We start from the raw sequence: 24,159 nt of genomic DNA, 5'->3' as shown, positions 1-24,159 counted from the left end.
ATTCTATCGACAACGCTTGAAGCCAAACCTCAGCGTTTCTGTGTCAGGGCGCGACGCTCGAATTCGACGATGCGCTGACGGTAGTGTTCGATGGTCTGGGCGGTCAGGACGCTACGCTGGTCGTCCTTCAGTTCGCCGTTCAACTCCTGGGACAGCTTGCGGGCTGCGGCCACCATCACATCGAACGCTTGTTTCGGGTGACGCGGGCCTGGCAGGCCAAGGAAGAAGCTCACCGCTGGAGTGCTGAACAGGTCGATGTCGTCCAGGTCGAAGGTGCCAGGCTTGACTGCGTTGGCCATGGAGAACAGCACTTCGCCGTTGCCTGCCATGCTTTCGTGGCGATGGAAAATATCCATCTCGCCAAAGCGCAGGCCGCTTTCGAGGATGTTCTGCAACAGGGCCGGGCCTTTGAAGCCGGCGGCGTCGCGGCAGATCACGCTGATCACCAGCACTTCTTCAGCAGCAGGCTGATCGTTAACCGATTGGCGCGGCGCGTTCTTGCCAACGTTTTCGTCCGGGAAGTCATCGTCACGGCTGCTGAAACTCGGGCCTTCGTCGACGTCGAGGTTCAGGTCGCCCTGATGGGGCTCGGCCACGGCGGCATTGGCGCGCTTGCCACGCTTGGAAGACGGTTCACGGGCTTCACGCAACGGCGCGCTCATCGACGGCAAGTCGTGCTCGTCCAGTTGCGGCTCTTTATGCGTGTCCAGCACACGGGGCGGCCCCAGCAGCTCGGCGCTGCCGTCGTCGTCAGGCAAGTTGGACAGGTTGCGGTCCAGACGGAATTTGAGCTTGCCCTTGCCACCGCGCATGCGGCGCCAGCCATCAAAAAGAATACCGGCAATGACAATAATGCCGATGACGATCAGCCACTCGCGCAGACCGATTTCCATGTAATCCCGTGCCTCTAATAAAAAATGCTGAAAAATAAGGGGTTTAGCACCGTGCAAACCGCTTTAAAACGTGGCGCCAACTCTATGTTCTGACTGACGTTTTGCCCACGCACACGAAAAATTGACATTAAACTAGCACGACCAAAGATAACTTTACACCGTCTGTCAAAATGCCTTGAACAAATATGTCCATTTGCCACTTTCACTTGACCGGTAAATCACCTGACATCGCATGAAAACTATCTCTCATGGTGCAGCTCAGGATTCCACCATCGCCATCGCTTCTTCGACATCCACTGCGACCAAACGCGAACAGCCCGGTTCATGCATCGTCACCCCCATCAACTGATCAGCCATTTCCATGGCGATCTTGTTGTGGGTGATATAGATGAACTGCACGGTCTGGGACATCTCTTTGACCAGTCGTGCATAGCGTCCAACGTTAGCGTCATCCAATGGGGCGTCAACTTCGTCGAGCATACAGAACGGCGCCGGGTTCAATTTGAAGATGGCAAATACCAGGGCCAATGCGGTCAGGGCTTTTTCGCCGCCGGACAACAAATGAATGGTGCTGTTCTTCTTACCTGGAGGCCGCGCCATGATCGTTACCCCTGTATCGAGTAGATCTTCGCCCGTCAGTTCCAAGTAAGCGCTGCCACCGCCGAAAACTTTCGGGAATAACGCCTGTAAACCGCTATTAATCTGATCAAAGGTATCTTTGAAGCGATTACGGGTTTCCTTGTCGATCTTGCGGATCACGTTTTCCAACGTATCCAGGGCTTCGACCAGGTCGGCGTCCTGGGCATCCAAATAACGTTTACGCTCGGACTGCTGCTGATATTCATCGATGGCCGCGAGGTTGATCGCGCCCAGGCGTTGGATACGTGCAGCAATCCGCTCAAGTTCTTCCTCGGCTTCTTTCTCGTTGGCCTGGGAGGTCAGGGTGTTGAGCACGCCGTGCAGGTCGTAGCCGTCTTCCAGCAATTGGTCTTGCAAGGTTTTGCGGCGCACGGTCAAGGCTTGCCATTCCATACGCTGTTGTTCGAGTTGGCCGCGAATCAATTGGGATTGCTGCTCGGCCTGGGTTCGGCGTTTTTCCGCGTCGCGCAATTCGCGGTCGGCGTCTTCCAGGGCGATCTGCGCAGTCTTGAGTTCTTCGTCGACGGTCATGCGCTTGTCGAGCAATTCTTCGAGCTTGAGGCGCAGCTCTTCCAACGGCGCTTCGCCCTCCTCCAGATTGAGGCTCAGTTGCTCGCGCTTTTCGGTGAGGCGTTCGGATTGCATCTCCAGGCGTTCAAGGGCCTGGCGTGTGGAATCATGCTGGGCGCGCAGCGAGCCGAGGCGTACCGCCAATTGGTGCGCGTGATCCTTGTGCTGCCGCGCTTCCTGGCGCACGCGGTCAAGGCGTTCGCGCAAGCTGTCGCGTTGGGCCAGTAGCAGTTCGCGCTGCTCGGTATCGAGGGCCATGCTGTCGAGCGCCTCCTGCAGGTGCAGGCGCGCTTCGCCGATCTGTTCATGTTCCAGGGCGCGTTGCTCGCCCATCTCGGCGACTTCTTCATCAAGACGGGTACGGCGCAGGGTCAGTTGTTCGGCCTTGGCTTTGCTCGCCGACAGTTGCGCCTTCAACTCGCCTTGCTGACGCGCTTCGTCCTGCAACAGACGGCGCAGGTGTTCGCGGCCGGTCTCTTGCTGGCGCTGGGTGGCGCGCAGGGTTTGCAGTTCGGTTTCCAGGCTTTCGAGGGTCGCTTCACGCTCTTCGCGCTCAGCGATCAGGTTGACGATTTCCTGGCCACGGGCCAGAACGCCACTTTCCGCTTCACTGGCGCGGCGAACCCGCAAAAAGTGCCGGCCGACCCAATAGCCATCGCGGCTGATCAGGCTTTCGCCGGCTGCCAATTGACCGCGCTGGGCCAGGGCCTGCTCCAGGGAATCCACCGGTTTGACCTTGCCCAACCACGGCGACAGGTCAATGGCGGCCTCGACCTTATCCAGCAGGCTGCCCGGCACCCGCGCACCATCGGCGGCGGGGCTGAGCAAACGCAGATCGCCTTGGGCAAACCCGGCCAGGTCGAAACCGCCAAAGTCATCCACCAGCACTGCTTGAAGATCGGCACCGAGCACGGTTTCCACTGCCAATTCCCAGCCGGCTTCGACCTTCAGGCCTTCCGCCAGGCGTGGCCGCTCTGCCAAATGCTGGTCGCGCAGCCATTCGGCGGTGCCGGTACCTGGGTCCAACGCAGCTTGCTGCAAGGCTTCAAGGGATGCCAGCCGACCATTGAGCCGCTGCAAATCGCCCTGTGCCTGCTGCTGGGCCTGGGTCGCCTGTTGCAACTGCTGACGCAATTGTTCAAGGCGCTGTACTTGCTGTTCTTCGCTGGCTTCCAGCTCTTCCAGCGTCATTTCGCTTTCGGCCAGTTGCTCGCTGAGGTCCATGATCGCGGCGTCTTCCGGATCAGCGGCGAGCAATACGCGCTCTTCCTGCAAGCGGCGCTGGCGCTCGGCCAGGCGCTCCATGCTGGTTTCCAGTTGCTGGATGCGCGACTGCTGCACCTCGGCCTGGCGACGCGGCTCGGCGGATTGCAGGTTGAAAGCGTCCCACTGTTCCTGCCAGCCATGCATGGTGGTTTCAGATTCTTCCAGGGCGGCGGCGGCTTCTTCGGCGGCGGCGCTGGTGATTTCCTGCTCTGGGGTGAGCATGTCCAGCTCTTCCCCCAGGGTCAGCAGCAAGGTGCGGTCATGGCCCAGGTGAGATTCGGTCTCCAGACGCGCGCGTTCGGCTTCCTTCAGATCGTCCTGCAATTGGCGCAGGCGCTGCTGGCCGTGCTGGATGCTCTGCTCGACACGGGCGATGTCGCCGCCTACCGAATAGAAGCGGCCTTGCACCAGATTGAAGCGTTCGGACAGATCATGGTGCCCGTCGCGCAGACGCTCGATGCTGGCGTCGGCGTTACGCTGCTCCGCCACCAAGGCTTCAAAACTGATTTCCTGGGTACCGATGATCGCTTCGCGCTGCCCCACTTGCTCATTCAGCGCCTGCCAGCGCAGGGCCGAGAGTTGTGCCTTGAGCTGGCGTTCTTCGCCCTTGTATTCCTGGTATTTCTCGGCCGCCTGGGCCTGGCGGTGCAGGCGCTCCAACTGGCGTTCCAGCTCGTCGCGCAGGTCGGTGAGGCGGGCAAGGTTTTCGTGGGTACGGCGGATGCGGTTTTCGGTTTCGCGGCGGCGCTCTTTGTACTTGGAGATGCCGGCCGCTTCTTCAATAAAGTTACGCAGGTCTTCGGGCTTGGCTTCGATCAGCTTGGAGATCATGCCCTGCTCAATGATCGAGTAGCTGCGCGGGCCCAGGCCGGTGCCAAGGAAAATATCGGTGATGTCACGTCGACGGCACTTGGTGCCGTTGAGGAAGTAGCTGTTCTGGCTGTCGCGCGTGACTTTGCGGCGGATGGAAATTTCCGCGTAGGCCGCGTACTCGCCGATCAAGGTGCCGTCGGAGTTATCGAACACCAACTCGATGCTGGCCTGGCTCACCGGCTTGCGGCTGGTGGAGCCGTTGAAGATGACGTCGGTCATCGACTCGCCGCGCAGGTTTTTTGCCGAGCTCTCGCCCATCACCCAACGGACGGCGTCGATGATGTTCGACTTGCCGCAACCATTGGGCCCGACCACCGCCGCCATGTTACTGGGGAAGTTCACCGTGGTCGGGTCGACGAAGGATTTGAACCCCGCCAGTTTGATGCACTTGAGCCGCACGCTTAGCCGTCCGCCAACGCTGCGATGACCAACGAGCTGCTGCGCTGGCAGTAGGCCGACAGCACCAGGCGAATCTGCGGCACGTCACGGGCCAGTACGGCGGCGAGCAGTTGCTCGAACAGCGCCAGGTACTCGCTCATGGAGGCCTTGCGCTGATCCAGGGCCAGGTAATAAGCGCGGTTCATCGCCGGTTGCAGGTTCTCGACGGTTTCCTGCAGGTACGGGTTGTTGGCAAAGGGGTACGCGGCGCGCATCACGTTAAAGCATTCTTCGACGAAGGCGCGGATGTCCTCACGCTCGAAATTGGTCACCAGGCGCTGCTGGATCTGCACGAACGGCGCCATGTCGGCCTGGGTCTGCCAGCCTTCGGCGACGGCATTGCCGAGCAGGATGTACAGCTCGCTCATCAGCGTGCACAGGCTCTGCACTTTGTGCGCGGTGAGCTCGGTCACGTGGGCACCACGGCGCGGCAGGATCGCGATAAGGTGGCGCCGTTCGAGGATCAGCAAGGCTTCGCGCACGGAACCACGGCTGACATTGAGTGCCAGCGTGACTTTCTGTTCCTGGATGCGCTCACCAGGCTTGAGATCGCCGCGAATAATGCGTTCGGCGAGGTGGTGAGCGATTTGCTCGGCGAGACTGTCCGGCGCCTTGAACGTCATGTTTTCCCTTCAAAATCTTCTATCGGTACAAGCGCGGCAGTGTAGCGCATTGGCTGGCTGATGGCGCTACGCCCACCGTGGCGAATTTGGCATGAAATAAGCAGCGGTTGAGCAGCGTAAGCCCGCAAAAACGCCGGTTCCAAAAGACTGGACCATAATTGAGAGTGTTGCGATCGCATTTTCTTGACCTGCTGGTCAGAAAATCATTGACCGAAAAGTCAGACATGACTAGATTCGGCGAAAAGCGGTTAACAACAATAATGAGTCTGCGAGGCCTTCCGTGATCCAGTTTTTACTCAACCAGGAACTCCGTAGCGAGCACGCCCTGGCCCCCAACCTGACCGTGCTCAACTATCTGCGTGAGCACGTGGGCAAATCCGGTACCAAGGAAGGCTGCGCCAGCGGCGACTGCGGTGCGTGCACCGTGGTGGTCGGCGAGCTGCATCGCGACGATCAAGGCGTCGAGCAGATTCGTTATCGCAGCCTTAACTCGTGCCTGACCTTTGTGTCGTCGCTGCACGGCAAACAACTGATCAGCGTCGAAGACCTTAAGCACCAAGGCCAACTGCACAGCGTGCAGCAAGCCATGGTTGAGTGCCACGGTTCGCAATGCGGCTTTTGCACCCCAGGGTTTGTGATGTCGCTGTTCGCCCTGCAAAAGAACAGCGACGCTCCCGACAGCCAGAAAGCCCATGAAGCCCTGGCCGGCAACCTGTGCCGCTGCACCGGCTACCGCCCGATTCTTGCGGCCGCCGAACAGGCCTGCTGCAACAAGCCCCAGGATCAGTTCGACAGCCGCCAGGCCGAGACCATTGCACGCCTCAAAGCCATCGCGCCGACCCAAACGGGCGAGCTCAACAGCGGCGACAAACGCTGCCTGGTGCCGCTGACCGTGGCCGACCTGGCCGACCTCTATGACGCCTACCCCCAAGCCCGCCTGCTGGCCGGCGGCACCGACCTGGCGCTGGAAGTCACCCAGTTTCACCGCACACTGCCAGTGATGATTTACGTCGGCAATATTGAAGAAATGAAGCGCGTCGAATCGTTCGACGACCGCCTGGAAATAGGCGCCGCCACCGCCCTCTCCGACTGCTACACCGCACTGCATCACGAATACCCGGACTTCGGTGAGCTGCTGCACCGCTTCGCCTCTCTGCAAATCCGCAACCAGGGCACGTTGGGCGGCAATATCGGTAACGCCTCACCCATCGGCGACTCACCGCCACTGCTGATCGCCCTGGGCGCGCAGATCGTGCTGTGCAAGGGCGACGTACGCCGCACTCTGGCCCTGGAAGACTACTTCATCGACTACCGCGTGACCGCCCGCCAGGACAGTGAATTCATCGAGAAAATCATCGTACCCAAGGGCCATACGCTGTTCCGTGCGTATAAGGTTTCCAAGCGCCTGGACGATGACATTTCCGCCGTCTGCGCAGCCTTCAATCTGCAGATCGACAACGGCGTAATTCGTGAGGCACGCGTCGCGTTCGGCGGCATGGCCGCGACACCAAAACGCGCGAAAAGCTGCGAAGCCGCATTGGTCGGCGCCACTTGGAACGCCGCCACCGTGGAGAAAGCCTGCGCCGCCCTGGCCCAGGATTTCACGCCGCTGTCGGACTTCCGCGCCAGCAAGGAATATCGCCTGCTCAGCGCGCAGAACCTGCTGCGTAAATACTTCATCGAACTGCAAACGCCGCACATCGAGACTCGGGTGACCGCTTATGTCTAACCATCACGCCGTGGAAAAAACCCAGGCCGAACTCGCCGAGCTGTTCGCCCAGGACCTGACCTCCGGAGTCGGTCGCAGCGTCAAGCATGACAGCGCCGCCAAGCACGTCAGCGGTGAGGCGCAGTACATCGATGACCGCCTGGAATTCCCCAACCAGTTGCACCTGTATGCGCGCATGTCTGACCGCGCCCACGCTCGAATCATCAGCATCGACACCGCGCCCTGCTACGCCTTCGAAGGTGTGCGCATCGCTATCACTCACGAAGACGTACCGGGCCTGAAAGACATCGGCCCGCTGATGCCCGGCGACCCGCTGCTGGCCATCGACACCGTGCAGTTCGTTGGCCAAGTGGTACTGGCGGTTGCCGCCCGTGACCTGGACACCGCACGCAAAGCCGCCATGGCCGCCGTGATCGAATACGAAGACCTGGAACCGGTGCTGGACGTGGTCGAGGCCTACCGCAAAAAACACTTTGTGCTCGACAGTCATACCCATCAACGCGGCGATTCGGCAGGCGCACTGGCAACGGCGAAAAACCGTATCCAGGGCACTCTGCACATCGGCGGCCAGGAACACTTCTACCTGGAAACCCAGATCTCGTCGGTGATGCCCACCGAAGACGGCGGCATGATCGTCTACTGCTCCACACAAAACCCCACCGAAGTGCAGAAACTGGTAGCCGAAGTACTCGATGTGTCGATGAACAAAATCGTCGTCGACATGCGCCGCATGGGCGGTGGTTTCGGTGGCAAGGAAACCCAGGCCGCCAGCCCCGCCTGCCTGTGCGCAGTGGTGGCGCGCCTCACCGGCCAGCCGACCAAAATGCGCCTGCCGCGTATGGAAGACATGCTGATGACCGGCAAGCGCCACCCCTTCTATATCGAATACGACGTGGGCTTCGACGACAGCGGCCGCCTGCACGGGATCAACCTGGAGCTGGCCGGCAACTGCGGCTGCTCGCCGGACCTGTCCAACTCGATTGTCGACCGTGCCATGTTCCACTCCGACAACTCGTATTACCTGGGCGATGCCACGGTCAACGGCCATCGCTGCAAGACCAATACCGCGTCCAACACGGCTTACCGTGGCTTCGGCGGGCCCCAAGGTATGGTCGCTATCGAAGAAGTGATGGACGCCATCGCCCGCCATCTGGCGCTGGACCCGCTGGCGGTGCGCAAGGCCAACTACTATGGCAAGACCGAGCGCAACGTCACCCACTACTACCAGACCGTCGAGCACAACATGCTCGAAGAGATGACCGCCGAACTGGAGGCCAGCAGCCAATACGCCGAGCGCCGCGAAGCGATTCGCCTGTACAACGCCCACAGCCCAATCCTGAAGAAAGGCCTGGCGCTGACACCGGTGAAGTTCGGCATCTCGTTCACCGCCAGCTTTCTGAACCAGGCCGGTGCGCTGATCCATATTTACACCGACGGCAGTATCCACCTGAACCACGGCGGCACCGAGATGGGCCAGGGTTTGAACATTAAGGTGGCGCAAGTAGTGGCCGAAGTGTTCCAGGTGGAAATCGACCGCGTGCAAATCACCGCCACCAACACCGACAAGGTGCCCAACACCTCGCCGACCGCCGCTTCCAGCGGCGCGGACCTGAACGGCAAAGCCGCGCAGAATGCCGCCGAAACCATCAAGCAACGGTTGGTGGAATTTGCGGCGCGCAAATACGACGTGAGCGAGGCGGACGTTGAATTCCACAACGGCCATGTGCGCGTGCGTGACCAGATCCTGACCTTTGAGGCACTGATCCAGCAGGCCTACTTCGCTCAGGTGTCGCTGTCGAGCACCGGCTTCTACAAGACCCCGAAAATCTTCTACGACCGCAGCCAGTCACGCGGGCGGCCGTTCTATTACTTCGCCTTCGGCGCAGCCTGCTGCGAAGTGATCGTCGACACCCTGACCGGCGAATACAAAATGCTGCGCACCGACATCCTGCATGACGTAGGCGCCTCGCTGAACCCGGCCATCGACATCGGCCAGGTGGAGGGCGGCTTTATCCAGGGCATGGGTTGGCTGACCATGGAAGAGCTGGTGTGGAACAACAAGGGCAAGCTGATGACCAACGGCCCAGCCAGCTACAAGATCCCGGCGGTGGCGGACATGCCGTTGGATCTGCGGGTGAAGCTGGTAGAAAACCGCAAAAATCCGGAAGACACAGTGTTCCATTCCAAGGCCGTGGGCGAACCGCCGTTCATGCTCGGGATTGCCTCGTGGTGCGCGATCAAGGATGCGGTGGCGAGTCTGGGTGACTATCGCCATCAGCCGAAAATCGATGCGCCAGCGACGCCGGAGCGAGTGTTGTGGGGGTGTGAGCAGATGCGCAAGTTGGCTGCTGCGAAGGTAGTTGAGGCTGATACCGAGATGGCTTCGCTCTAGACCGAGGCGCTGCCATCGGGGGCAAGCCCCACTCCCACATTTTGATCTGTGAATACCTTCAAATGTGGGAGGGGACTTGCCCCCGATAGCGGCCTGACTGACAACAGTAATGTTGAGGTAAACATGAACAACTGGATCAGCGCCCTCGCCGACCTGCAAAACAGAGGCGAACCCTGCGTACTGGTGACCATCATCGAAGAACTCGGCTCCACGCCGCGCAATGCTGGTTCGAAGATGGTGATCAGCGCCGCGCAGACCTTCGACACCATCGGTGGCGGGCACCTGGAATACAAGGCCATGCAGATCGCCCGCGACATGCTCGCGCGCGGCCAGCAAAACACTCATTTGGAGCGCTTCAGCCTCGGCGCCAGCCTGGGCCAGTGCTGCGGTGGCGTCACCGTGTTGCTGTTTGAACCCATGGGCCAGGTGCAGGCGCAGATTGCGGTATTTGGCGCAGGCCACGTCGGCCGCGCGCTGGTGCCCTTGCTGGCGAGCCTGCCGTGCCGGGTACGCTGGATCGATTCCCGCGATCAGGAGTTCCCGGAACATATCCCCCAGGGCGTGCGTAAAATCGTCAGCGAAGAACCGGTCGACGAAATTGCCGACTTGCCGGCGGGCAGTTATTGCATCGTCATGACCCACAATCACGCGCTGGACCTGGAACTCACCGCCGCCCTGCTCAAGCGCAATGACTTCGCCTACTTCGGCCTGATTGGCTCCAAGACTAAGCGCGTCAAGTTTGAACACCGCCTGCGTGACCGTGGCTTCGACGCCGCGCAGTTGCAACGCATGCGCTGCCCCATGGGCCTGACCGAGGTGAAGGGCAAATTACCGGTAGAAATCGCCATCTCCATCGCCGGCGAAATCATCGCCACCTATAACGCTAATTTCGGCCAGCACACCGCGAGCGCCGAACCCATTGCCAAATTGCTGCCGGTGTCACGCCGCAGCCAAGCCACGAATTGAGATAACCATGCCTTTGACTCGCAAAGCCTACCGTGCCGCCATCCTGCACAGCATCGCCGACCCCGCCATCGTTGGGATCGAAGCGTCCTATGAGTATTTCGAAGACGGCCTGCTGGTGATCGACAACGGCCAGATCAGCGCTGTCGGCCATGCTGGCGACCTGCTGCCGACCCTGCCGGCCGACATCGAAGTCACCCATTACCAGGACGCGCTGATCACCCCAGGCCTGATCGACACCCATATCCACCTGCCGCAGACCGGCATGGTCGGTGCTTATGGCGAGCAGTTGCTGGACTGGCTCAACACCTACACCTTCCCGTGTGAAAGCCAATTTTCCGACAAGGCCCACGCCGACGAAGTCTCGGATATTTTCATCAAGGAACTGCTGCGCAACGGCACCACCACGGCGCTGGTGTTCGGCAGCGTGCATCCGCAGTCCGTGAACTCATTCTTCGAAGCGGCCGAGAAACTCGACCTGCGCATGATCGCTGGCAAAGTGATGATGGACCGCAACGCGCCGGACTACCTCACCGACACTGCCGAAACCGGCTACCAGGAAAGCAAGACGCTCATCGAGCGCTGGCACGGTAAGGGCCGTCTGCACTATGCCGTCACGCCGCGATTCGCGCCGACCAGCACGCCGGAACAACTGGCATTGGCCGGGCAACTGCTGGGCGAGTACCCGGACCTGTACATGCAGACGCACATCAGTGAGAACAAGCAGGAAGTCGAATGGGTGAAGGAGTTGTTCCCAGAGCGCAAAGGCTATCTGGATGTGTACGACCACTACAACCTGCTGGGCGAGCGTTCGGTATTTGCCCACGGCGTGCACCTGTGTGATGACGAGTGCGCGCGGCTGGCAGAGACCGGCTCGGCGGTGGCGTTCTGCCCGACGTCGAACTTCTTCCTCGGCAGTGGGTTGTTCAACCTGCCAATGGCCGAGAAGCACAAGTTGAATGTGGGCCTGGGCACTGATGTGGGCGGCGGCACCAGTTTCTCGCTGCTGCAAACGTTGAACGAAGCGTACAAGGTCATGCAACTACAAGGGGCGCGGTTGAGCCCGTTCAAATCGCTGTACCTGGCGACCCTCGGCGGAGCGCGTGCACTGCGCCTGGAGGACAAGATCGGCACGTTGCAGCCGGGCACGGATGCGGACTTTTTGGTGCTGGATTACAACGCCACGCCGTTGCTCAGCTATCGCTTGAAGCAGGCGAACAACATTGCCGAGACGTTGTTTGTGCTGATGACGCTGGGGGATGATCGGACGGTGTTGCAGACCTACGCTGCCGGCCAACTCGTGCACCAACGCTGATCTCAACCGCTACACAAAACCAAACGTGGGAGGGGGCTTGCTCCCGATGGCAGTGGTTCAGTTAGTCATGTGTTAACTGATCCAGCGCTATCGGGAGCAAGCCCCCTCCCACATTTGTTTCCGGGTGAACCGGGGAAATTACAGTTTGACCGAAGAACGCCCCGGCTTTTTGGTCTGCAGCAAATGCGAAAACACCGCATGCAAATCATCCGACGCACTTTCCTCGTCGAGGTTGAGCTTGCTGTCGATGTGATCCATGTGATGCATCATCAAATTCACCGCCAGTGTCGCGTCCCGCGCTTCAATCGCGTCGATCAACTGGGTGTGCTCATCATACGAACAGTGCGAGCGGTTGCCGCTTTCGTACTGGGCGATGATCAGTGAGGTCTGGGACACCAGGCTGCGCTGGAAGCTGATCAGCGGCGCGTTCTTTGCCGCTTCGGCCAGCTTGAGGTGGAATTCGCCGGAGAGGCGGATACCCGCACCGCGATCACCACGGGAGAAACTGTCGCGCTCGTCGTTGACCATCTGGCGCAGCTCGGCCAGTTGTTCGGCGGTAGCATGCTGCACCGCCAACTCGGTGATCGCCCGCTCCACCAGACGCCGTGCCAGGAACACTTGGCGCGCCTCTTCCACGCTTGGACTCGCCACCACCGCGCCGCGATTGGGCCGCAGCAGCACGACGCCTTCATGGGCCAGGCGCGACAGTGCGCGACGAATGATGGTGCGGCTTACGCCGAAGATTTCGCCCAGTGCTTCTTCGCTCAATTTGGTGCCGGGCGCCAGGCGTTGTTCGAGGATGGCCTCGAAGATATGCGCATAGACGATATCGTCCTGGGTTCCGCTGCGACCGGCCTTGCCGGCTCGCGGTTGTTTCTTGAGAGGTTGCAACTGTTCGTTCATGGGCACTCGGGTTTGGAGAACGGCGGCGAATTAACGGTAATACGGCAAGCGAGGGTCGCTGGCAAGTATCACCTAAAAACACGGCACATTGTACACAACCCAATGCGCCAACACACTGTACGGCTGATTGCGCCGGCGGCTGTATTGCAATGACTAGTTACGTTTGAGTTTAGGCTTGAATCTGCGCCATCACCGGCAAATACCCAGGTAAAAGGAACACCTCTCCATGACCGAAGCCACTCAAGCGCCTTTGCGCCCGCTGGCCGACACTTCTCCATCGGCCATCGTCGCGGGTTTCATTGCGATGATGACCGGCTACACCAGTTCCCTGGTGCTGATGTTCCAAGCCGGACAAGCCGCCGGCTTGACCACCGCGCAGATTTCCTCATGGATCTGGGCAATTTCCATCGGCATGGCGGTGTGCAGCATCGGCCTGTCCCTGCGCTATCGCACACCGATCACCATTGCCTGGTCCACGCCTGGCGCGGCGCTGTTGATCACCAGCCTGGGCGGCGTGAGTTATGGCGAAGCCATCGGTGCCTATATCACCTGTGCGGTGCTGGTGACGATCTGCGGGCTGACCGGCAGCTTTGAAAAACTGGTCAAACGCATTCCTGCCTCACTGGCGGCGGCCTTATTGGCAGGGATCCTGTTCAAGATCGGCAGCGAGATTTTCGTTGCCGCGCAGCATCGCACCGGCCTGGTGCTGGGAATGTTCTTCACGTATCTGATCATTAAGCGTCTGTCGCCACGTTATGCGGTGCTGGCCGCGCTGGTGATCGGCACCGCGCTGTCCGGGGTGATGGGGCTGTTGGATTTCAGCGGCTTCCACCTGGAAGTCGCGACGCCGGTCTGGACCACGCCGCACTTCTCACTGGCCGCGACGATCAGCATCGGCATTCCGCTGTTTGTGGTGGCAATGACTTCGCAAAACATGCCCGGCGTCGCCGTGTTGCGCGCCGACGGCTATAACGTGCCGGCATCACCACTGATCACAGCCACCGGCCTGGCCTCGCTGGTGCTGGCACCTTTTGGCTCCCATGGCATCAACCTGGCGGCGATCAGCGCAGCCATCTGCACCGGGCCCCATGCCCACGAAGACCGCAACAAACGCTACACCGCGGCCGTGTGGTGCGGGGTTTTCTACGGGATTGCTGGCGTGTTCGGCGCCACGTTGGCGGCATTGTTCGCAGCATTGCCCAAGGAGCTGGTGCTGTCGATTGCGGCATTGGCGTTGTTTGGCTCGATCATCAACGGCTTGAGTATCGCCATGAATGAGCCGAAGGAACGGGAAGCGGCGCTGATCACCTTTATGGTCACCGCGTCAGGCTTGACGTTGTTTTCCATCGGGTCGGCGTTCTGGGGGATTGTGGCGGGGGTATTGACGCTGCTGATTCTGAACTGGCGCAAGGCATAAAAAAACGGCGACCCTCAGGTCGCCGTTTTTTTCAGTATCACTTAGCCGCGTTGATCGGCTTTTCCGGATACCACACGTCCAGCAACGGGCTGACTTCAGCCTTGGTCAGCTCGGAACGGGTTTTCAGCCAGGCTTCAACAGCAGCGCGCTGCTCTTCGGAGACCGAGCCACGCTTCTGCAGGCAAACCAGACCGAAGTCATCGCCGCCGACATAGCCCAGACCGTTGGCTTCCATGGCTTCTTTGATGAATGCTTCGAGGAAAGCGTCGATAGCTTCTTCACTCAGGCCTTCGTTGAAGTCCAGGTTCAGTTCGAAACCCAGCTCTTGAAATTCATCAACGCACAGTTTTTTGCGCAGACGCTGGGAACGGTTAGTCGCCATTGGAACAATCCTCATAAGTAATAACGGGCGGCACTTTAGCAGTTTAAGGCGACGATTGCCCGACTCTCTGGGACAGGCGGCACTTTGCCTGTAAAAAAAACGCTGATTTCCAGCTATGGTTCAGCCACAAGCGCGCCCACCTTGGGGCATAATGCCGACACTTTCATGACCAATGAGGGATTTTTCCTATTTACCCCTCGCCTTTTTCACCCTCCTCAGCAGTAGGGTTTCATTTCTTATGATCAAATCTTTACGTTCAGTCTTGCTAGCCGGTCTCCTCTTGCCACTGGCCCTCAGCGCCACAGCTGCCCCAGTCAATAACACCCTCCCCCCGAATGTTCAGCAGGCCCTGGCCAAAGCCAAGCTGCAAAACACCGCGCTGTCACTGGTGATGATCCCCCTGAACGGCCCTGGCACCCCCACCGTCTTCAACGCTGACGTCTCGGTAAACCCCGCGTCCACCATGAAGCTGGTTACCACCTACGCCGCCTTGGAAATGCTCGGCCCCAACCACCAGTGGAAAACCGAGTTCTACACCGACGGCACCCTCAGCGGCGGCGTGTTGCATGGCAACCTTTACCTCAAGGGCGGCGGTGATCCCAAGCTGAACATGGAAAAACTCTGGCTGCTGATGCGCGACCTGCGCGCCAATGGCGTACAGCAAGTCACCGGCGACCTGGTGTTGGACCGTGGCTTCTTTATCCCGCCACAACTGCCGGAATTCAATGACGACGGCAACGACGAGAACAAGCCCTTCTTGGTTAAGCCCGACGCCCTGCTGGTCAACCTCAAGGCCCTGCGCTTTGTGACCCGCAACGACTCAGGCCGTGTGATCGTATCGGTGGAGCCGCCGATCGCCAGTATTCGCATCGACAATCAGGTCAAGGTTTCCAACGCCAAGCAATGCACCGGCGACGTGCGCTACAACCCGGTCACTGCCGCCGATGGCAGCGTGACGGTCACCGTCAGTGGCCAACTGGGCGACGGCTGCAGCTCCCAGACGTACCTGTCGCTGCTCGACCATGCCACCTATACCGCCGGCGCCGTGCGGGCAATCTGGCAGGAGTTGGGCGGCAGTATCCAGGGCCGTGATATCCAGGCACCCGTGCCCAAGGATGCCAAGGTGTTGGCCCGCGCATTCTCGCCGGACCTGGCGGAAATCATTCGCGACATCAACAAATACAGTAACAACACCATGGCGCAGCAGTTGTTCCTGAGCCTGGGCGCGCAGTTTCGCAACGATGCCGACGGCGACGACGCCAAGGCCGCGCAACGTGTAGTGCGTCAGTGGCTGGCGAAAAAAGGTATCACTGCACCGCATCTGGTGATGGAGAACGGCTCCGGGCTGTCCCGTGCCGAACGGGTCAGCGCCCGCGAGATGGCCGCGATGCTGCAAGCCGCCTGGAAAAGCCCTTACGCTGCCGAATACATCAGTTCGATGCCGATTGCCGGCACCGACGGCACCATGCGCAAACGCCTGAAGACCACTGCGATGCGCGGCGAAGCCCACGTCAAGACCGGCACCTTGAACACCGTACGCGCCATTGCCGGGTTCAGCCGCGACAACAACGGCAATACCTGGGCGGTGGTGGCGATTCTCAACGATCCGAAGCCATGGGGCGCTTCGTCGGTGCTGGATCAGGTGCTGCTGGACCTGTATCGCCAACCTAAATTGGCAGCTTCAGCCCCAGTACTCTGACGCTGAACTGGGGCCTGTGGTGAGCGGCTTGCCCGCTCACCACAAAGGTCACTCAACACAGCGGCGTCGCCTCTACCCGATCCCTGCCCGCCTGCTTGGCGACATAAACGGCCGAGTCGGCGCGCAGCAACAACCCATCAATGCCTTCGTCGATCCGCCAACTGGCCACACCAAAACTGGCAGTGACGATGCCCACCGCTTCCATAGGCTCGTTGCGCAGCGACTGCCACAATTCCATCGCCAGGCTGTAGGCCTGTTCGCCACCGGTGTTGGGGCAGAGCACCATGAATTCCTCGCCACCCAGCCGACAGAAAACGTCGGAACGACGCAAGCGTTGGCCGATGCGTTTGCACAACTCCTGTAACACCGCGTCGCCGACCGCGTGACCATGCTTGTCGTTGATGCGCTTGAAGTGATCGATATCGAGCATGATCACCGACAATGCCCCGCTGGTCCGATTGAGCCTCACCATCTCGGCCCTGAGTCGGTCCTGAAAATAGCGGCGATTGTGAATTCCGGTCAGGGAATCAGTGATGGACAGTGCGCGTAGCTCCTCTTCAACCCGCTTCAAATCGGAAATGTCCGACACGTAGCCATGCCACAGCGTACCGCCACCCGGTAACTCTTCCGGTGTGGCTTCGCCGCGAATCCAGCGCAGCCCCCGTTGTGGCAACTGCACCCGGTACTCTTCGCGCCAATGGCTCAACTGCAACGCCGACAGGCGAATCGAGGCTCGTACCCGCTCCACGTCCAGCGGGTGGATACGCTCGAAAACTTTCTTCGCGTCCTGCTGCAACACACCGGTTTCGATTTCATAAATGTCGCGCATACCATCGCTGGCATAGATGAACCGCCAGTTTTCGCGGGGCTCCAGGGTGAACTGGAAGATACCGCCGGGCACATGGGCGCTGAGTTTCTTGAGCAGGCGGTCACGGGCCGCCAATGCTTCGTAAGCGCGTTTTTGCTCGGTAATGTCCAGGTAAATCGCCAAGTGCCCGATCCACAAACCGTGATCATCCAGCAACACAGTGGCCAGCATGTTCACAGTCAACTGGCTGCGATCCTCGCGCACCAAGGTCCATTCCCGGGCTTCGTGCAGGTTATCCGGGCTCTCGACCAGCATCGCCTGACTGGCAGGGATTCGCTTGCCCAAGGCCACGCTCAGGCTAGCTGCACGGGCTTCCAGTTCCGACGCCAAGTGCAAGCTTTCCAGGGTCAACTTACCCACCACCTGCTCGGCTGAGAACCCGAGCATTTGTTCGGCACCGGCATTGAAGGTGTTGATGACGCCGCGTAAGTCGGTGGCAATGATGGCGACCTGGGTCGCCGCATTCAGCACACTGCGCAGTTGGCCATGGGCACCGCGTAACTCCTGCTCACGCAGGCGCAACTGCACGGTACGCTGTTCCACCAGCTTCACGGCGCGCTGGCGTTGGCTGACCAGCACATAGAGCAAGGCGCTGAGCAACAGGCTGAGCAACCCGCCCATCGTCAGGATCGTGATCAACGAAGAATGGTTAGTCTGGTCGAACACCTGGCTCGGACGCAGGGTCAGGGCATAAACGTGGTCCCCCAAGGTAAGACGGCGCGCACCGATCAGGTCGCCGTTTGCCACGCTATTGCTCGATTCGTAGAGCACACGTTTCTGTAGGTCGGAGGTATCGACGATCTGCATCACCAGGTTGTCCCGTTCCGGCTTGGGCAAGCCGTCAGCTACTAACTGGCGCATGCTGATCACGGCCATCACGTAGCCAAAGGGCTCATGCTGGGACTGCTCGGAAGTGGACAGGTGACTGACCGGCGCCACCAGCAATACCCCAGTGGCATAAGCAGGCTCAACGCCTACCAGTTGCATGGGCTGGGAAACCGCCAGCTTGCCGCTTTTTTGTGCGCGCTCAAGGGCTGAGCGCCGCAGGGGCTGGGCCAGCAGATCAAAACCCAGTGGCGAGCCCAGCAGACTTTGAGTCTGGCTGTAGAGCACCGGCACGTATTCATCACGCTCAGGCGCCGGGGCCAGTTCTCCGGCGCTATTTAACTCACGGATGACAAAGGGCGCACCACGCTGGCGGGACACCTCTTGTTCGAACTGGCTGCGTTGATCGCGAGACACGCGCGGCGCCCAGGCGTAGGCCCGGGTGCGCAATAGCAAAGGCTGGGCGAAACCATCGAACTCTTCACGGGACACATCGTCGGAATTGACGAAGAACCGCCGCAGGCTGTTTAAGCGCTGTTCCTGATCTTCGAAGCGTTCCTGCAGGCGGGTATACCGCTCGTTGACCAGCAACTGGAAACGCTGGCGCACCTGTTGTTGATAGAGATCGAAGGACGCCCAGGCGACGATGAGCGTCAGGGTACAGCCCGCCAGAAACACCACCAATGCCACCAGCCAAGCCGACGCCTGTTCACTGATAAAGCCTAGGATTTTCGGGCGAACGGCTTGCATCGGCATAAGCAACACTCACAACGCCAGCGTGCGGGGGTGTCACTTTGGCTAGGCCTTAAGTTATAGCTATCGGCCCAGAGTTTGACCAGCGTAAAAAAGCCGCAAGACCGGATTAAACCAGGCTTGCGGCTTCAGGCTGTTGGTTAACCGCGAGCGGTGATTTTCCAGGCCCGATGGATCTTGGCGTTGCGCGCAAAATCCGGATCGATGGTCTTGTCGCTGATTTCCTCGACCGTGTAGCGCTCGCTGAGGTTTTCCTCCAGCGCGAACTTGCGGAAGTTGTTCGAGAAATACAGCACACCACCCGGTGCCAGGCGTGCCATCGCCAGGTCCAGCAACTGCACGTGGTCACGCTGCACGTCGAAAATGCCTTCCATGCGCTTGGAATTGGAGAAGGTCGGCGGGTCGATGAAGATCATGTCGAACTCATCGCGGCTGGCCTCCAGCCAGGCCATCACGTCACCCTGCTCCAGGCGGTTCTTGTCGGAGAACCCGTTGAGGGAGAAGTTACGACGCGCCCAGTCCAGATAGGTCTTGGACAGGTCAACGCTGGTGGTGCTGCGCGCGCCACCCTTGGCTGCATGCACACTGGCGGTGGCGGTGTAGCAATACAGGTTAAGGAAACGCTTGCCGGCCGCTTCCTTCTGGATACGCATGCGCATCGGGCGATGGTCTAGGAACAGGCCGGTGTCGAGATAATCGGTGAGGTTGACCAGCAGCTTCACGCCGCCTTCACTGACTTCGGTGAACTTGCCTTGGGCGCTCTGACGCTCGTACTGCTTGGTGCCGCTCTGGCGCTCACGACGCTTGACCACCACGCGGCTCTTGTCGATGTTCAGCGCCTGAGGGATCGCCGCCAGCGCATCGAACATACGTGCGGAAGCTTTTTCCGGGTCAATGGACTTCGGCGCGGCATATTCCTGCACATGCACCCAATCGTGGTACAGGTCGATGGCCATGGAGTATTCGGGCATATCGGCGTCGTACACGCGATAGCAATCCACCCCTTCACGCTTGGCCCACTTGCCCAGCAGCTTGAGGTTCTTCTGCAGGCGGTTGGCGAACATCTGCCCGCCTTCGCTCAGGCGCGCCTGCTCGACCACAGGAGCCGGGGCTGGCTTGATCGGGTTGCCGTTCTTGTTGTACTGGCGCTCTTGTGGCTCGACCGGGGCTTGGTCGTAAACGGCCTGCTCACGTTCAGCCTGGCGCTGTTCCGGGGTACGACGCTCGCCGGTAACGAACTGATCCGGGTTGACCTTGATCAGCAGCAATTTGCACGGCAACGCGCCGTTCCAGAACGAATACTGCTTGTGGCTGCGAATGCCCATGCGCTTGCCCAGGTCCGGTGCGCCGGTGAACACCGCGGCTTCCCAGCCCATGCAGGCCTGGCGCAGACGCTCGCCGAGGTTCTGGTAGAGGTACAACAGGCTGGCTTCGTCACCCAGACGTTCGCCGTAGGGCGGGTTGCAGATCACCAGGCCTTTCTGGTTCTGGTCCGGGCGCGGCTCGAAGGTGCCGACTTCGCCCTGGTACACCTTGATCCAATGGCTCAGACCAGCACGCTCGATGTTGTTGCGCGCGGGCTGGATCAGACGGGGGTCAGCCTCGTAGCCACGCACCCACAGCGGAGTTTTGTTCATGCCGATGGCGGCACGTTCAGTGGCTTCTGTATGAAGTTTCTTCCACAGCGCCGGCACGTGGCCAAGCCAGGTGGTGAAGCCCCACAGTTCGCGGTTGAGGTTGGGGGCCATGTCGGCGGCAATCATCGCGCCTTCGACCAGGAAGGTCCCCACACCGCACATCGGGTCAGTCAGCGCGCCGCCTTCGGCAGCAATACGCGGCCAGCCGGCACGAATCAGGATCGCCGCCGCCAGGTTTTCCTTCAACGGCGCCGCGCCCTGCTGCAGGCGGTAGCCACGCTGGTGCAGGCTGTGGCCGGAAAGATCGAGGGACAGGATTGCTTCGCCACGGTCCAGGCGCAGGTGAATGCGCAGGTCCGGGTTGATCTTGTCGATGGACGGGCGTTCGCCGGTCGGGGTACGCAGCTTGTCGACGATCGCGTCCTTGACCTTCAGCGCGCCGAAGTGTGTGTTGTCGATGCCCGAACCGTGACCGCTGAACTCCACCGCCAGGGTGCCGTCGGAGACCATGTGGTCGGCCCATTCGATGTCCAGCACGCCGTGGTAGAGGTCTTCGGCATCCTTCATCGGGAAGCGCTTGAGCACCAGCAACACGCGGTTGGCCAGGCGCGACCAGAGGCACAGGCGATAGGCGGTTTCCATGTCGGCCATGCCGCGCACGGCCGAGGTGTGCTCGCGGGCTTCCTCAAGGCCAAGCCCGACGGCTTCCTCGATCAGCAGGCCTTCGAGGCCCTTGGGGCAAGTGAGGAAGAGTTCAAAACGGTCCGACATGGGGCATTCCAGGCTTTTCAGCAATAAATGAACGGGCGACGCATCACCGGTTCGGTTTTCAATCAAGCACTTTTCTCGAAGAGTGCTCGCGTGGCACGAATGTGCCGTCCCACCCCGTCTGACGGGCCCTTGAGCCTTTATTGACGGGGCAGAGTGATTTTTTTAAGCAACAAAAAGAAATATTCCGACCCTTCGTCGAATAGTAACCGACCGCAACGGGCCAGCATTCTCACTAAAGGATTAAACCCATCCTCTTTGCAGGGTGCATCATAGCTGGCTTTGCCTCAAAAAAGGGGCGAAAAGCCATCCCAGCTTATGGCTATAGCATCGTAATCGTTACGTGCTTATGACAAAACGATCATTGAATCCGTGTGACCTATTGGTTAGAACTCAACACAGGTTGGCGCCGTAACGACGCCAACACCTAGGCTCGCCACGCCGGCAGCGAGCCCACCAACGGCAGAAAAACTCTGCCCGGCCTCAGACGAGGCCGAAGGATATCAAGACAGTCAACAAGTGAGGGAAACACCCTATGAGAAGACTTAAGCGTGATCCGTTGGAAAGAGCTTTTTTACGCGGATATCAATATGGCGTTCATGGCAAATCCCGTGAGCTTTGCCCATTTACTCTACCGTCGGTACGCCAAGCCTGGATCAACGGCTGGCGAGAAGGACGAGGCGACAACTGGGACGGTATGACTGGCACTGCGGGAATCCACAGACTCAACGAACTTCACGCCGTCGGCTAATCAAGGGCACTTAATTCCGACACCACCACGAATAGATGACGACTTAACCACGCACGCCCTCTCAAGGCGGCGGGCTTCGGCCCAGGGGCTCCTTTTAAGGAGCCCTTTTTATTGGGCGATCTTTCAACGCAATGCCGCTATCGCATCCACCGATTGACGAATAAGCGCCGGGCCTTTGTAGATAAACCCGGAGTACAACTGCACCAGGCTCGCGCCGGCAGCGATCTTCTCGGCTGCGTGCTTGCCTTCGGTGATACCGCCCACTGCAATGATCGGCAAACGCCCGGCCAACTCAGCAGCCAACACCTTGACGATATGGGTGCTCTTGTCCCGCACCGGCGCACCTGACAGGCCACCGGCTTCGTCGCCATGGGCCAACCCTTCGACGCCGACACGGCTTAGGGTGGTGTTGGTAGCGATCACTGCGTCCATACCCGAATCCACGAGGGCTTGGGCCACCAGTACGGTTTCCTCGTCACTCATGTCCGGGGCGATCTTGATGGCCAGCGGCACGCGCTTGCCATGGCGCACTGCCAAATCTTCCTGGCGCTGGCGCAGGGCTTCGAGCAATTGCTTGAGGGAGTCACCGAACTGCAGGCTGCGCAAGCCCGGTGTATTCGGCGAGCTGACGTTGACGGTGACATAGCTGGCGTGGGCGTAGACCTTGTCCAGGCAGATCAGGTAGTCGTCCACCGCTCGCTCAACCGGTGTATCAAAATTCTTGCCGATATTGATGCCGAGGATGCCCTTGTACTTCGCAGCCTCAACCCGCGACAGCAGGTGATCGACGCCGAGGTTGTTGAAACCCATGCGGTTGATGATCGCCTCGGCTTCAGGCAGGCGGAAGATCCGCGGCTTGGGGTTACCGGGCTGCGGCCGTGGCGTCACGGTGCCGATCTCGACAAAACCGAAACCCAGTTGCGCGAAGCCATCGATGGCCGCGCCGTTCTTGTCCAGGCCAGCGGCCAGTCCGACCGGGTTGGGGAAGTCGAGCCCCATCACTGATACCGGCATTTTTGCGGGTGCCTTGCACACCAGGCCGTTGAGCCCCAGGCGGCCACCGGCGCCGATCAGGTCCAGGGACAGATCGTGGGAGGTTTCCGGGGAGAGTTTGAACAACAGCTGGCGGGCCAGGGTATACATGGGCGGGCTAGACTCGGATGGCGGCGAAAGGTGGCGGCGATTATAGCCGGGGTGACGGGGTGCACGCGAGGCGTGCTACCCAAACATCAATAGCGCTGCTGTACGAGCAACTCATAGCGTGCCCAGATTTTCTCTGCATAGCGCATGCGCAATGCGTCGCGCTGAGGGCCTGAGCCGGCGCCAACATTGTAGGAACCTACCGCCGTCCAGTTGTAGCCAAAACGCTGAATGAAATCGGCCAGTATGGAAGCGCCTACTTCCACTGAGAGGCACGGCTCACTCAACAGCCGCTCCTCGGTAATGCCCAGCTTGAGCAAGCGGGGCAAATGGATACTGTTGATCTGCATCAGGCCGATGTCACGCGTACCATTCTGGTTTGCGTGGTTGATCGCATCTGCACGAAACCCCGACTCCACGGCAGCGATAGCCTGCAGCAATTCAGGCTCGATACCGTAGCGACTGGCGGTTTCCTCCCAGCAGTAGGCAAACGCCTGGTTTGCGCTGATCAATAGGCTGAGCAACAGCAGCCTGCGCCACAGCTTAGCCACGCCTGAGCTGGCCACAGGCCGAACACAGGTGCTGCGCGGCATCCGTATGCCCGGCCCCATGCCGCTCAACGTTCACCGGACAGGTGAAGCGATACCCACGACCGTAGATGGTCTTGATAAAACCCTTGTCGGCTCCAAGATGCTTGCGCAGCGAGTAAATGCAACGGGTCAGTGACTCCTCCGCGACCTCCCCTTGTGGCCAGGCCAGTTCAAGCAAATGATCCTTGGTCATCAGGACACCGCCAGAGGCAAGCAGCAACCGCAAAACATGCAGCTCCTTGGGCGGCAACTGAACATCGCTGACTTTACCGCTTAGACGACCATCGCCATGCAGTATCCACTGGGAGAAATACAGGGAAGTCGCAGTCAACCCATCATTCACGACGGCCATATCCACCTCGGCATCCGACTCATTCCTTATTTCCAGTACTGGCTCTTGTGCCCACGTCATGACTATAAAAAACCGCCTTGCAGCCCACGCTAGGAAAAAACCCATACAGCCGCCGCTTTTCAGCATCACCCTGTAAGACCGTTCATTTACAACTGTCAGATGCCCCTTTTCGATAGACCTCGTGCAATTCAATCCCCAGGCGATCCTCCAACTGCACCAACTCCCCCAACGCCAATAGCCGGCCGTTAACCCGAACCTCCACGCAGTGGTTGATTCCAGGCGCCAATGGCAGCACCTTCCCAGGCGCAAAGGCTGAAAGGCGCCTGAAACTGACCAGTTGTTCCTGTAGAAGAATTTCCATATGCACGGGTTA

Annotated in this window: 18 protein-coding genes; 7 read left to right on the top strand and 11 right to left on the bottom strand. The window is 59.9% G+C overall.

Annotation, left to right across the window (positions count from 1 at the left end):
- Positions 1-29: 29 nt before the first annotated feature.
- The 3 genes from zipA to ACEN2T_RS03140 form a co-directional block, all read right to left on the bottom strand.
- Positions 30-893, bottom strand: coding sequence for a cell division protein ZipA (gene zipA / locus ACEN2T_RS03150; RefSeq protein ID WP_032887633.1), 864 nt, complete (start codon positions 891-893; stop codon positions 30-32).
- 258 nt (positions 894-1,151) lie between these two features.
- Positions 1,152-4,640, bottom strand: a complete 3,489-nt coding sequence (gene smc, locus ACEN2T_RS03145; protein WP_442116293.1) for a chromosome segregation protein SMC — start codon at positions 4,638-4,640, stop codon at positions 1,152-1,154.
- 2 nt (positions 4,641-4,642) lie between these two features.
- Positions 4,643-5,302 carry a GntR family transcriptional regulator gene (locus ACEN2T_RS03140; RefSeq protein WP_032887629.1) on the bottom strand — a complete coding sequence of 220 codons (660 nt, stop codon included), beginning with the start codon at positions 5,300-5,302 and terminating at the stop codon, positions 4,643-4,645.
- Positions 5,303-5,582: 280 nt separating this feature from the next.
- Here ACEN2T_RS03140 and xdhA point away from each other — a divergent pair, with 280 nt between their 5' ends.
- From xdhA to guaD, 4 genes are all read left to right on the top strand, one after another.
- Entirely contained in the window at positions 5,583-7,031 is a 1,449-nt protein-coding gene (gene xdhA / locus ACEN2T_RS03135) for a xanthine dehydrogenase small subunit (protein WP_442116292.1), read from the top strand.
- Positions 7,024-9,423, top strand: a complete 2,400-nt coding sequence (xdhB, locus tag ACEN2T_RS03130; RefSeq protein WP_442116291.1) for a xanthine dehydrogenase molybdopterin binding subunit — start codon at positions 7,024-7,026, stop codon at positions 9,421-9,423. The genes xdhA and xdhB overlap by 8 nt, the downstream gene beginning before the upstream one ends.
- 123 nt (positions 9,424-9,546) lie before the next feature.
- Positions 9,547-10,389: a xanthine dehydrogenase accessory protein XdhC gene (xdhC, locus tag ACEN2T_RS03125; RefSeq protein ID WP_099602947.1), complete on the top strand. Its 843-nt coding sequence runs from the start codon at positions 9,547-9,549 to the stop codon at positions 10,387-10,389.
- Positions 10,390-10,396: 7 nt separating this feature from the next.
- Positions 10,397-11,701, top strand: coding sequence for a guanine deaminase (guaD, locus tag ACEN2T_RS03120; RefSeq protein ID WP_442116290.1), 1,305 nt, complete (start codon positions 10,397-10,399; stop codon positions 11,699-11,701).
- 138 nt (positions 11,702-11,839) lie between these two features.
- Here the strand turns inward: guaD and ACEN2T_RS03115 are convergent, their stop codons facing one another.
- Entirely contained in the window at positions 11,840-12,604 is a 765-nt protein-coding gene (locus tag ACEN2T_RS03115) for a GntR family transcriptional regulator (RefSeq protein ID WP_017134778.1), read from the bottom strand.
- A gap of 226 nt (positions 12,605-12,830) precedes the next feature.
- Here ACEN2T_RS03115 and ACEN2T_RS03110 point away from each other — a divergent pair, with 226 nt between their 5' ends.
- A complete protein-coding gene (locus ACEN2T_RS03110) occupies positions 12,831-14,021 on the top strand; it encodes a benzoate/H(+) symporter BenE family transporter (protein WP_095185353.1) in 1,191 nt (396 codons plus the stop codon).
- A gap of 37 nt (positions 14,022-14,058) precedes the next feature.
- On the opposite strand, the gene ACEN2T_RS03105 is transcribed toward ACEN2T_RS03110, so the two are convergent.
- On the bottom strand, positions 14,059-14,403 hold the full coding sequence (locus ACEN2T_RS03105; RefSeq protein ID WP_016979277.1) for a YggL family protein: 345 nt from the start codon (positions 14,401-14,403) through the stop codon (positions 14,059-14,061).
- A gap of 238 nt (positions 14,404-14,641) precedes the next feature.
- Between ACEN2T_RS03105 and dacB the strand changes: the two genes are divergently transcribed.
- Positions 14,642-16,102, top strand: a complete 1,461-nt coding sequence (gene dacB, locus ACEN2T_RS03100) for a D-alanyl-D-alanine carboxypeptidase/D-alanyl-D-alanine endopeptidase (RefSeq protein WP_032887618.1) — start codon at positions 14,642-14,644, stop codon at positions 16,100-16,102.
- Between the two features lie 52 nt (positions 16,103-16,154).
- Here dacB and ACEN2T_RS03095 read toward each other — a convergent pair whose 3' ends face one another.
- Both ACEN2T_RS03095 and rlmKL read right to left on the bottom strand, forming a co-directional pair.
- Complete coding sequence (locus ACEN2T_RS03095) at positions 16,155-18,551, bottom strand: sensor domain-containing diguanylate cyclase (RefSeq protein WP_099602944.1); 2,397 nt, start codon at positions 18,549-18,551, stop codon at positions 16,155-16,157.
- Positions 18,552-18,688: 137 nt separating this feature from the next.
- On the bottom strand, positions 18,689-20,956 hold the full coding sequence (gene rlmKL, locus ACEN2T_RS03090; RefSeq protein ID WP_032887613.1) for a bifunctional 23S rRNA (guanine(2069)-N(7))-methyltransferase RlmK/23S rRNA (guanine(2445)-N(2))-methyltransferase RlmL: 2,268 nt from the start codon (positions 20,954-20,956) through the stop codon (positions 18,689-18,691).
- Between the two features lie 532 nt (positions 20,957-21,488).
- Here rlmKL and rmf point away from each other — a divergent pair.
- Positions 21,489-21,704 (top strand): ribosome modulation factor, encoded by a 216-nt coding sequence (gene rmf / locus ACEN2T_RS03085; protein WP_002553055.1) that lies wholly within the window; start codon positions 21,489-21,491, stop codon positions 21,702-21,704.
- A gap of 123 nt (positions 21,705-21,827) precedes the next feature.
- Here rmf and ACEN2T_RS03080 read toward each other — a convergent pair whose 3' ends face one another.
- The 4 genes from ACEN2T_RS03080 to ACEN2T_RS03065 form a co-directional block, all read right to left on the bottom strand.
- Complete coding sequence (locus ACEN2T_RS03080; protein ID WP_095185350.1) at positions 21,828-22,847, bottom strand: quinone-dependent dihydroorotate dehydrogenase; 1,020 nt, start codon at positions 22,845-22,847, stop codon at positions 21,828-21,830.
- An 86-nt stretch (positions 22,848-22,933) separates the two neighbouring features.
- Complete coding sequence (locus ACEN2T_RS03075; protein WP_338104851.1) at positions 22,934-23,395, bottom strand: transglycosylase SLT domain-containing protein; 462 nt, start codon at positions 23,393-23,395, stop codon at positions 22,934-22,936.
- Positions 23,388-23,786: a winged helix-turn-helix domain-containing protein gene (locus tag ACEN2T_RS03070; RefSeq protein WP_032888085.1), complete on the bottom strand. Its 399-nt coding sequence runs from the start codon at positions 23,784-23,786 to the stop codon at positions 23,388-23,390. Before ACEN2T_RS03070 ends, ACEN2T_RS03075 begins: the two co-directional genes overlap by 8 nt.
- 142 nt (positions 23,787-23,928) lie before the next feature.
- Entirely contained in the window at positions 23,929-24,153 is a 225-nt protein-coding gene (locus tag ACEN2T_RS03065) for a FliM/FliN family flagellar motor switch protein (RefSeq protein ID WP_032887609.1), read from the bottom strand.
- Positions 24,154-24,159: the final 6 nt, after the last annotated feature.

The sequence above is a fragment of the Pseudomonas sp. W22_MBD1_FP4 genome, assembly GCF_052113765.1.
GTDB lineage: Bacteria > Pseudomonadota > Gammaproteobacteria > Pseudomonadales > Pseudomonadaceae > Aquipseudomonas > Aquipseudomonas sivasensis.
The sequence above is the reverse complement of the archived record's forward strand: the minus strand, read 5'-3'. Positions and strand labels throughout refer to the sequence as shown.

What these genes read in the sequence shown, in the direction of transcription:
- zipA (WP_032887633.1), bottom strand. Translation starts at nt 893, where the DNA reads ATGGAAATCGGTCTGCGCGAGTGGCTGATCGTCATCGGCATTATTGTC.
- ACEN2T_RS03140 (WP_032887629.1), bottom strand. Translation starts at nt 5,302, where the DNA reads ATGACGTTCAAGGCGCCGGACAGTCTCGCCGAGCAAATCGCTCACCAC.
- xdhB (WP_442116291.1), top strand. Translation starts at nt 7,024, where the DNA reads ATGTCTAACCATCACGCCGTGGAAAAAACCCAGGCCGAACTCGCCGAG.
- xdhC (WP_099602947.1), top strand. Translation starts at nt 9,547, where the DNA reads ATGAACAACTGGATCAGCGCCCTCGCCGACCTGCAAAACAGAGGCGAA.
- guaD (WP_442116290.1), top strand. Translation starts at nt 10,397, where the DNA reads ATGCCTTTGACTCGCAAAGCCTACCGTGCCGCCATCCTGCACAGCATC.
- ACEN2T_RS03115 (WP_017134778.1), bottom strand. Translation starts at nt 12,604, where the DNA reads ATGAACGAACAGTTGCAACCTCTCAAGAAACAACCGCGAGCCGGCAAG.
- ACEN2T_RS03110 (WP_095185353.1), top strand. Translation starts at nt 12,831, where the DNA reads ATGACCGAAGCCACTCAAGCGCCTTTGCGCCCGCTGGCCGACACTTCT.
- ACEN2T_RS03105 (WP_016979277.1), bottom strand. Translation starts at nt 14,403, where the DNA reads ATGGCGACTAACCGTTCCCAGCGTCTGCGCAAAAAACTGTGCGTTGAT.
- dacB (WP_032887618.1), top strand. Translation starts at nt 14,642, where the DNA reads ATGATCAAATCTTTACGTTCAGTCTTGCTAGCCGGTCTCCTCTTGCCA.
- ACEN2T_RS03095 (WP_099602944.1), bottom strand. Translation starts at nt 18,551, where the DNA reads ATGCCGATGCAAGCCGTTCGCCCGAAAATCCTAGGCTTTATCAGTGAA.
- rlmKL (WP_032887613.1), bottom strand. Translation starts at nt 20,956, where the DNA reads ATGTCGGACCGTTTTGAACTCTTCCTCACTTGCCCCAAGGGCCTCGAA.
- rmf (WP_002553055.1), top strand. Translation starts at nt 21,489, where the DNA reads ATGAGAAGACTTAAGCGTGATCCGTTGGAAAGAGCTTTTTTACGCGGA.
- ACEN2T_RS03080 (WP_095185350.1), bottom strand. Translation starts at nt 22,847, where the DNA reads ATGTATACCCTGGCCCGCCAGCTGTTGTTCAAACTCTCCCCGGAAACC.
- ACEN2T_RS03070 (WP_032888085.1), bottom strand. Translation starts at nt 23,786, where the DNA reads ATGGCCGTCGTGAATGATGGGTTGACTGCGACTTCCCTGTATTTCTCC.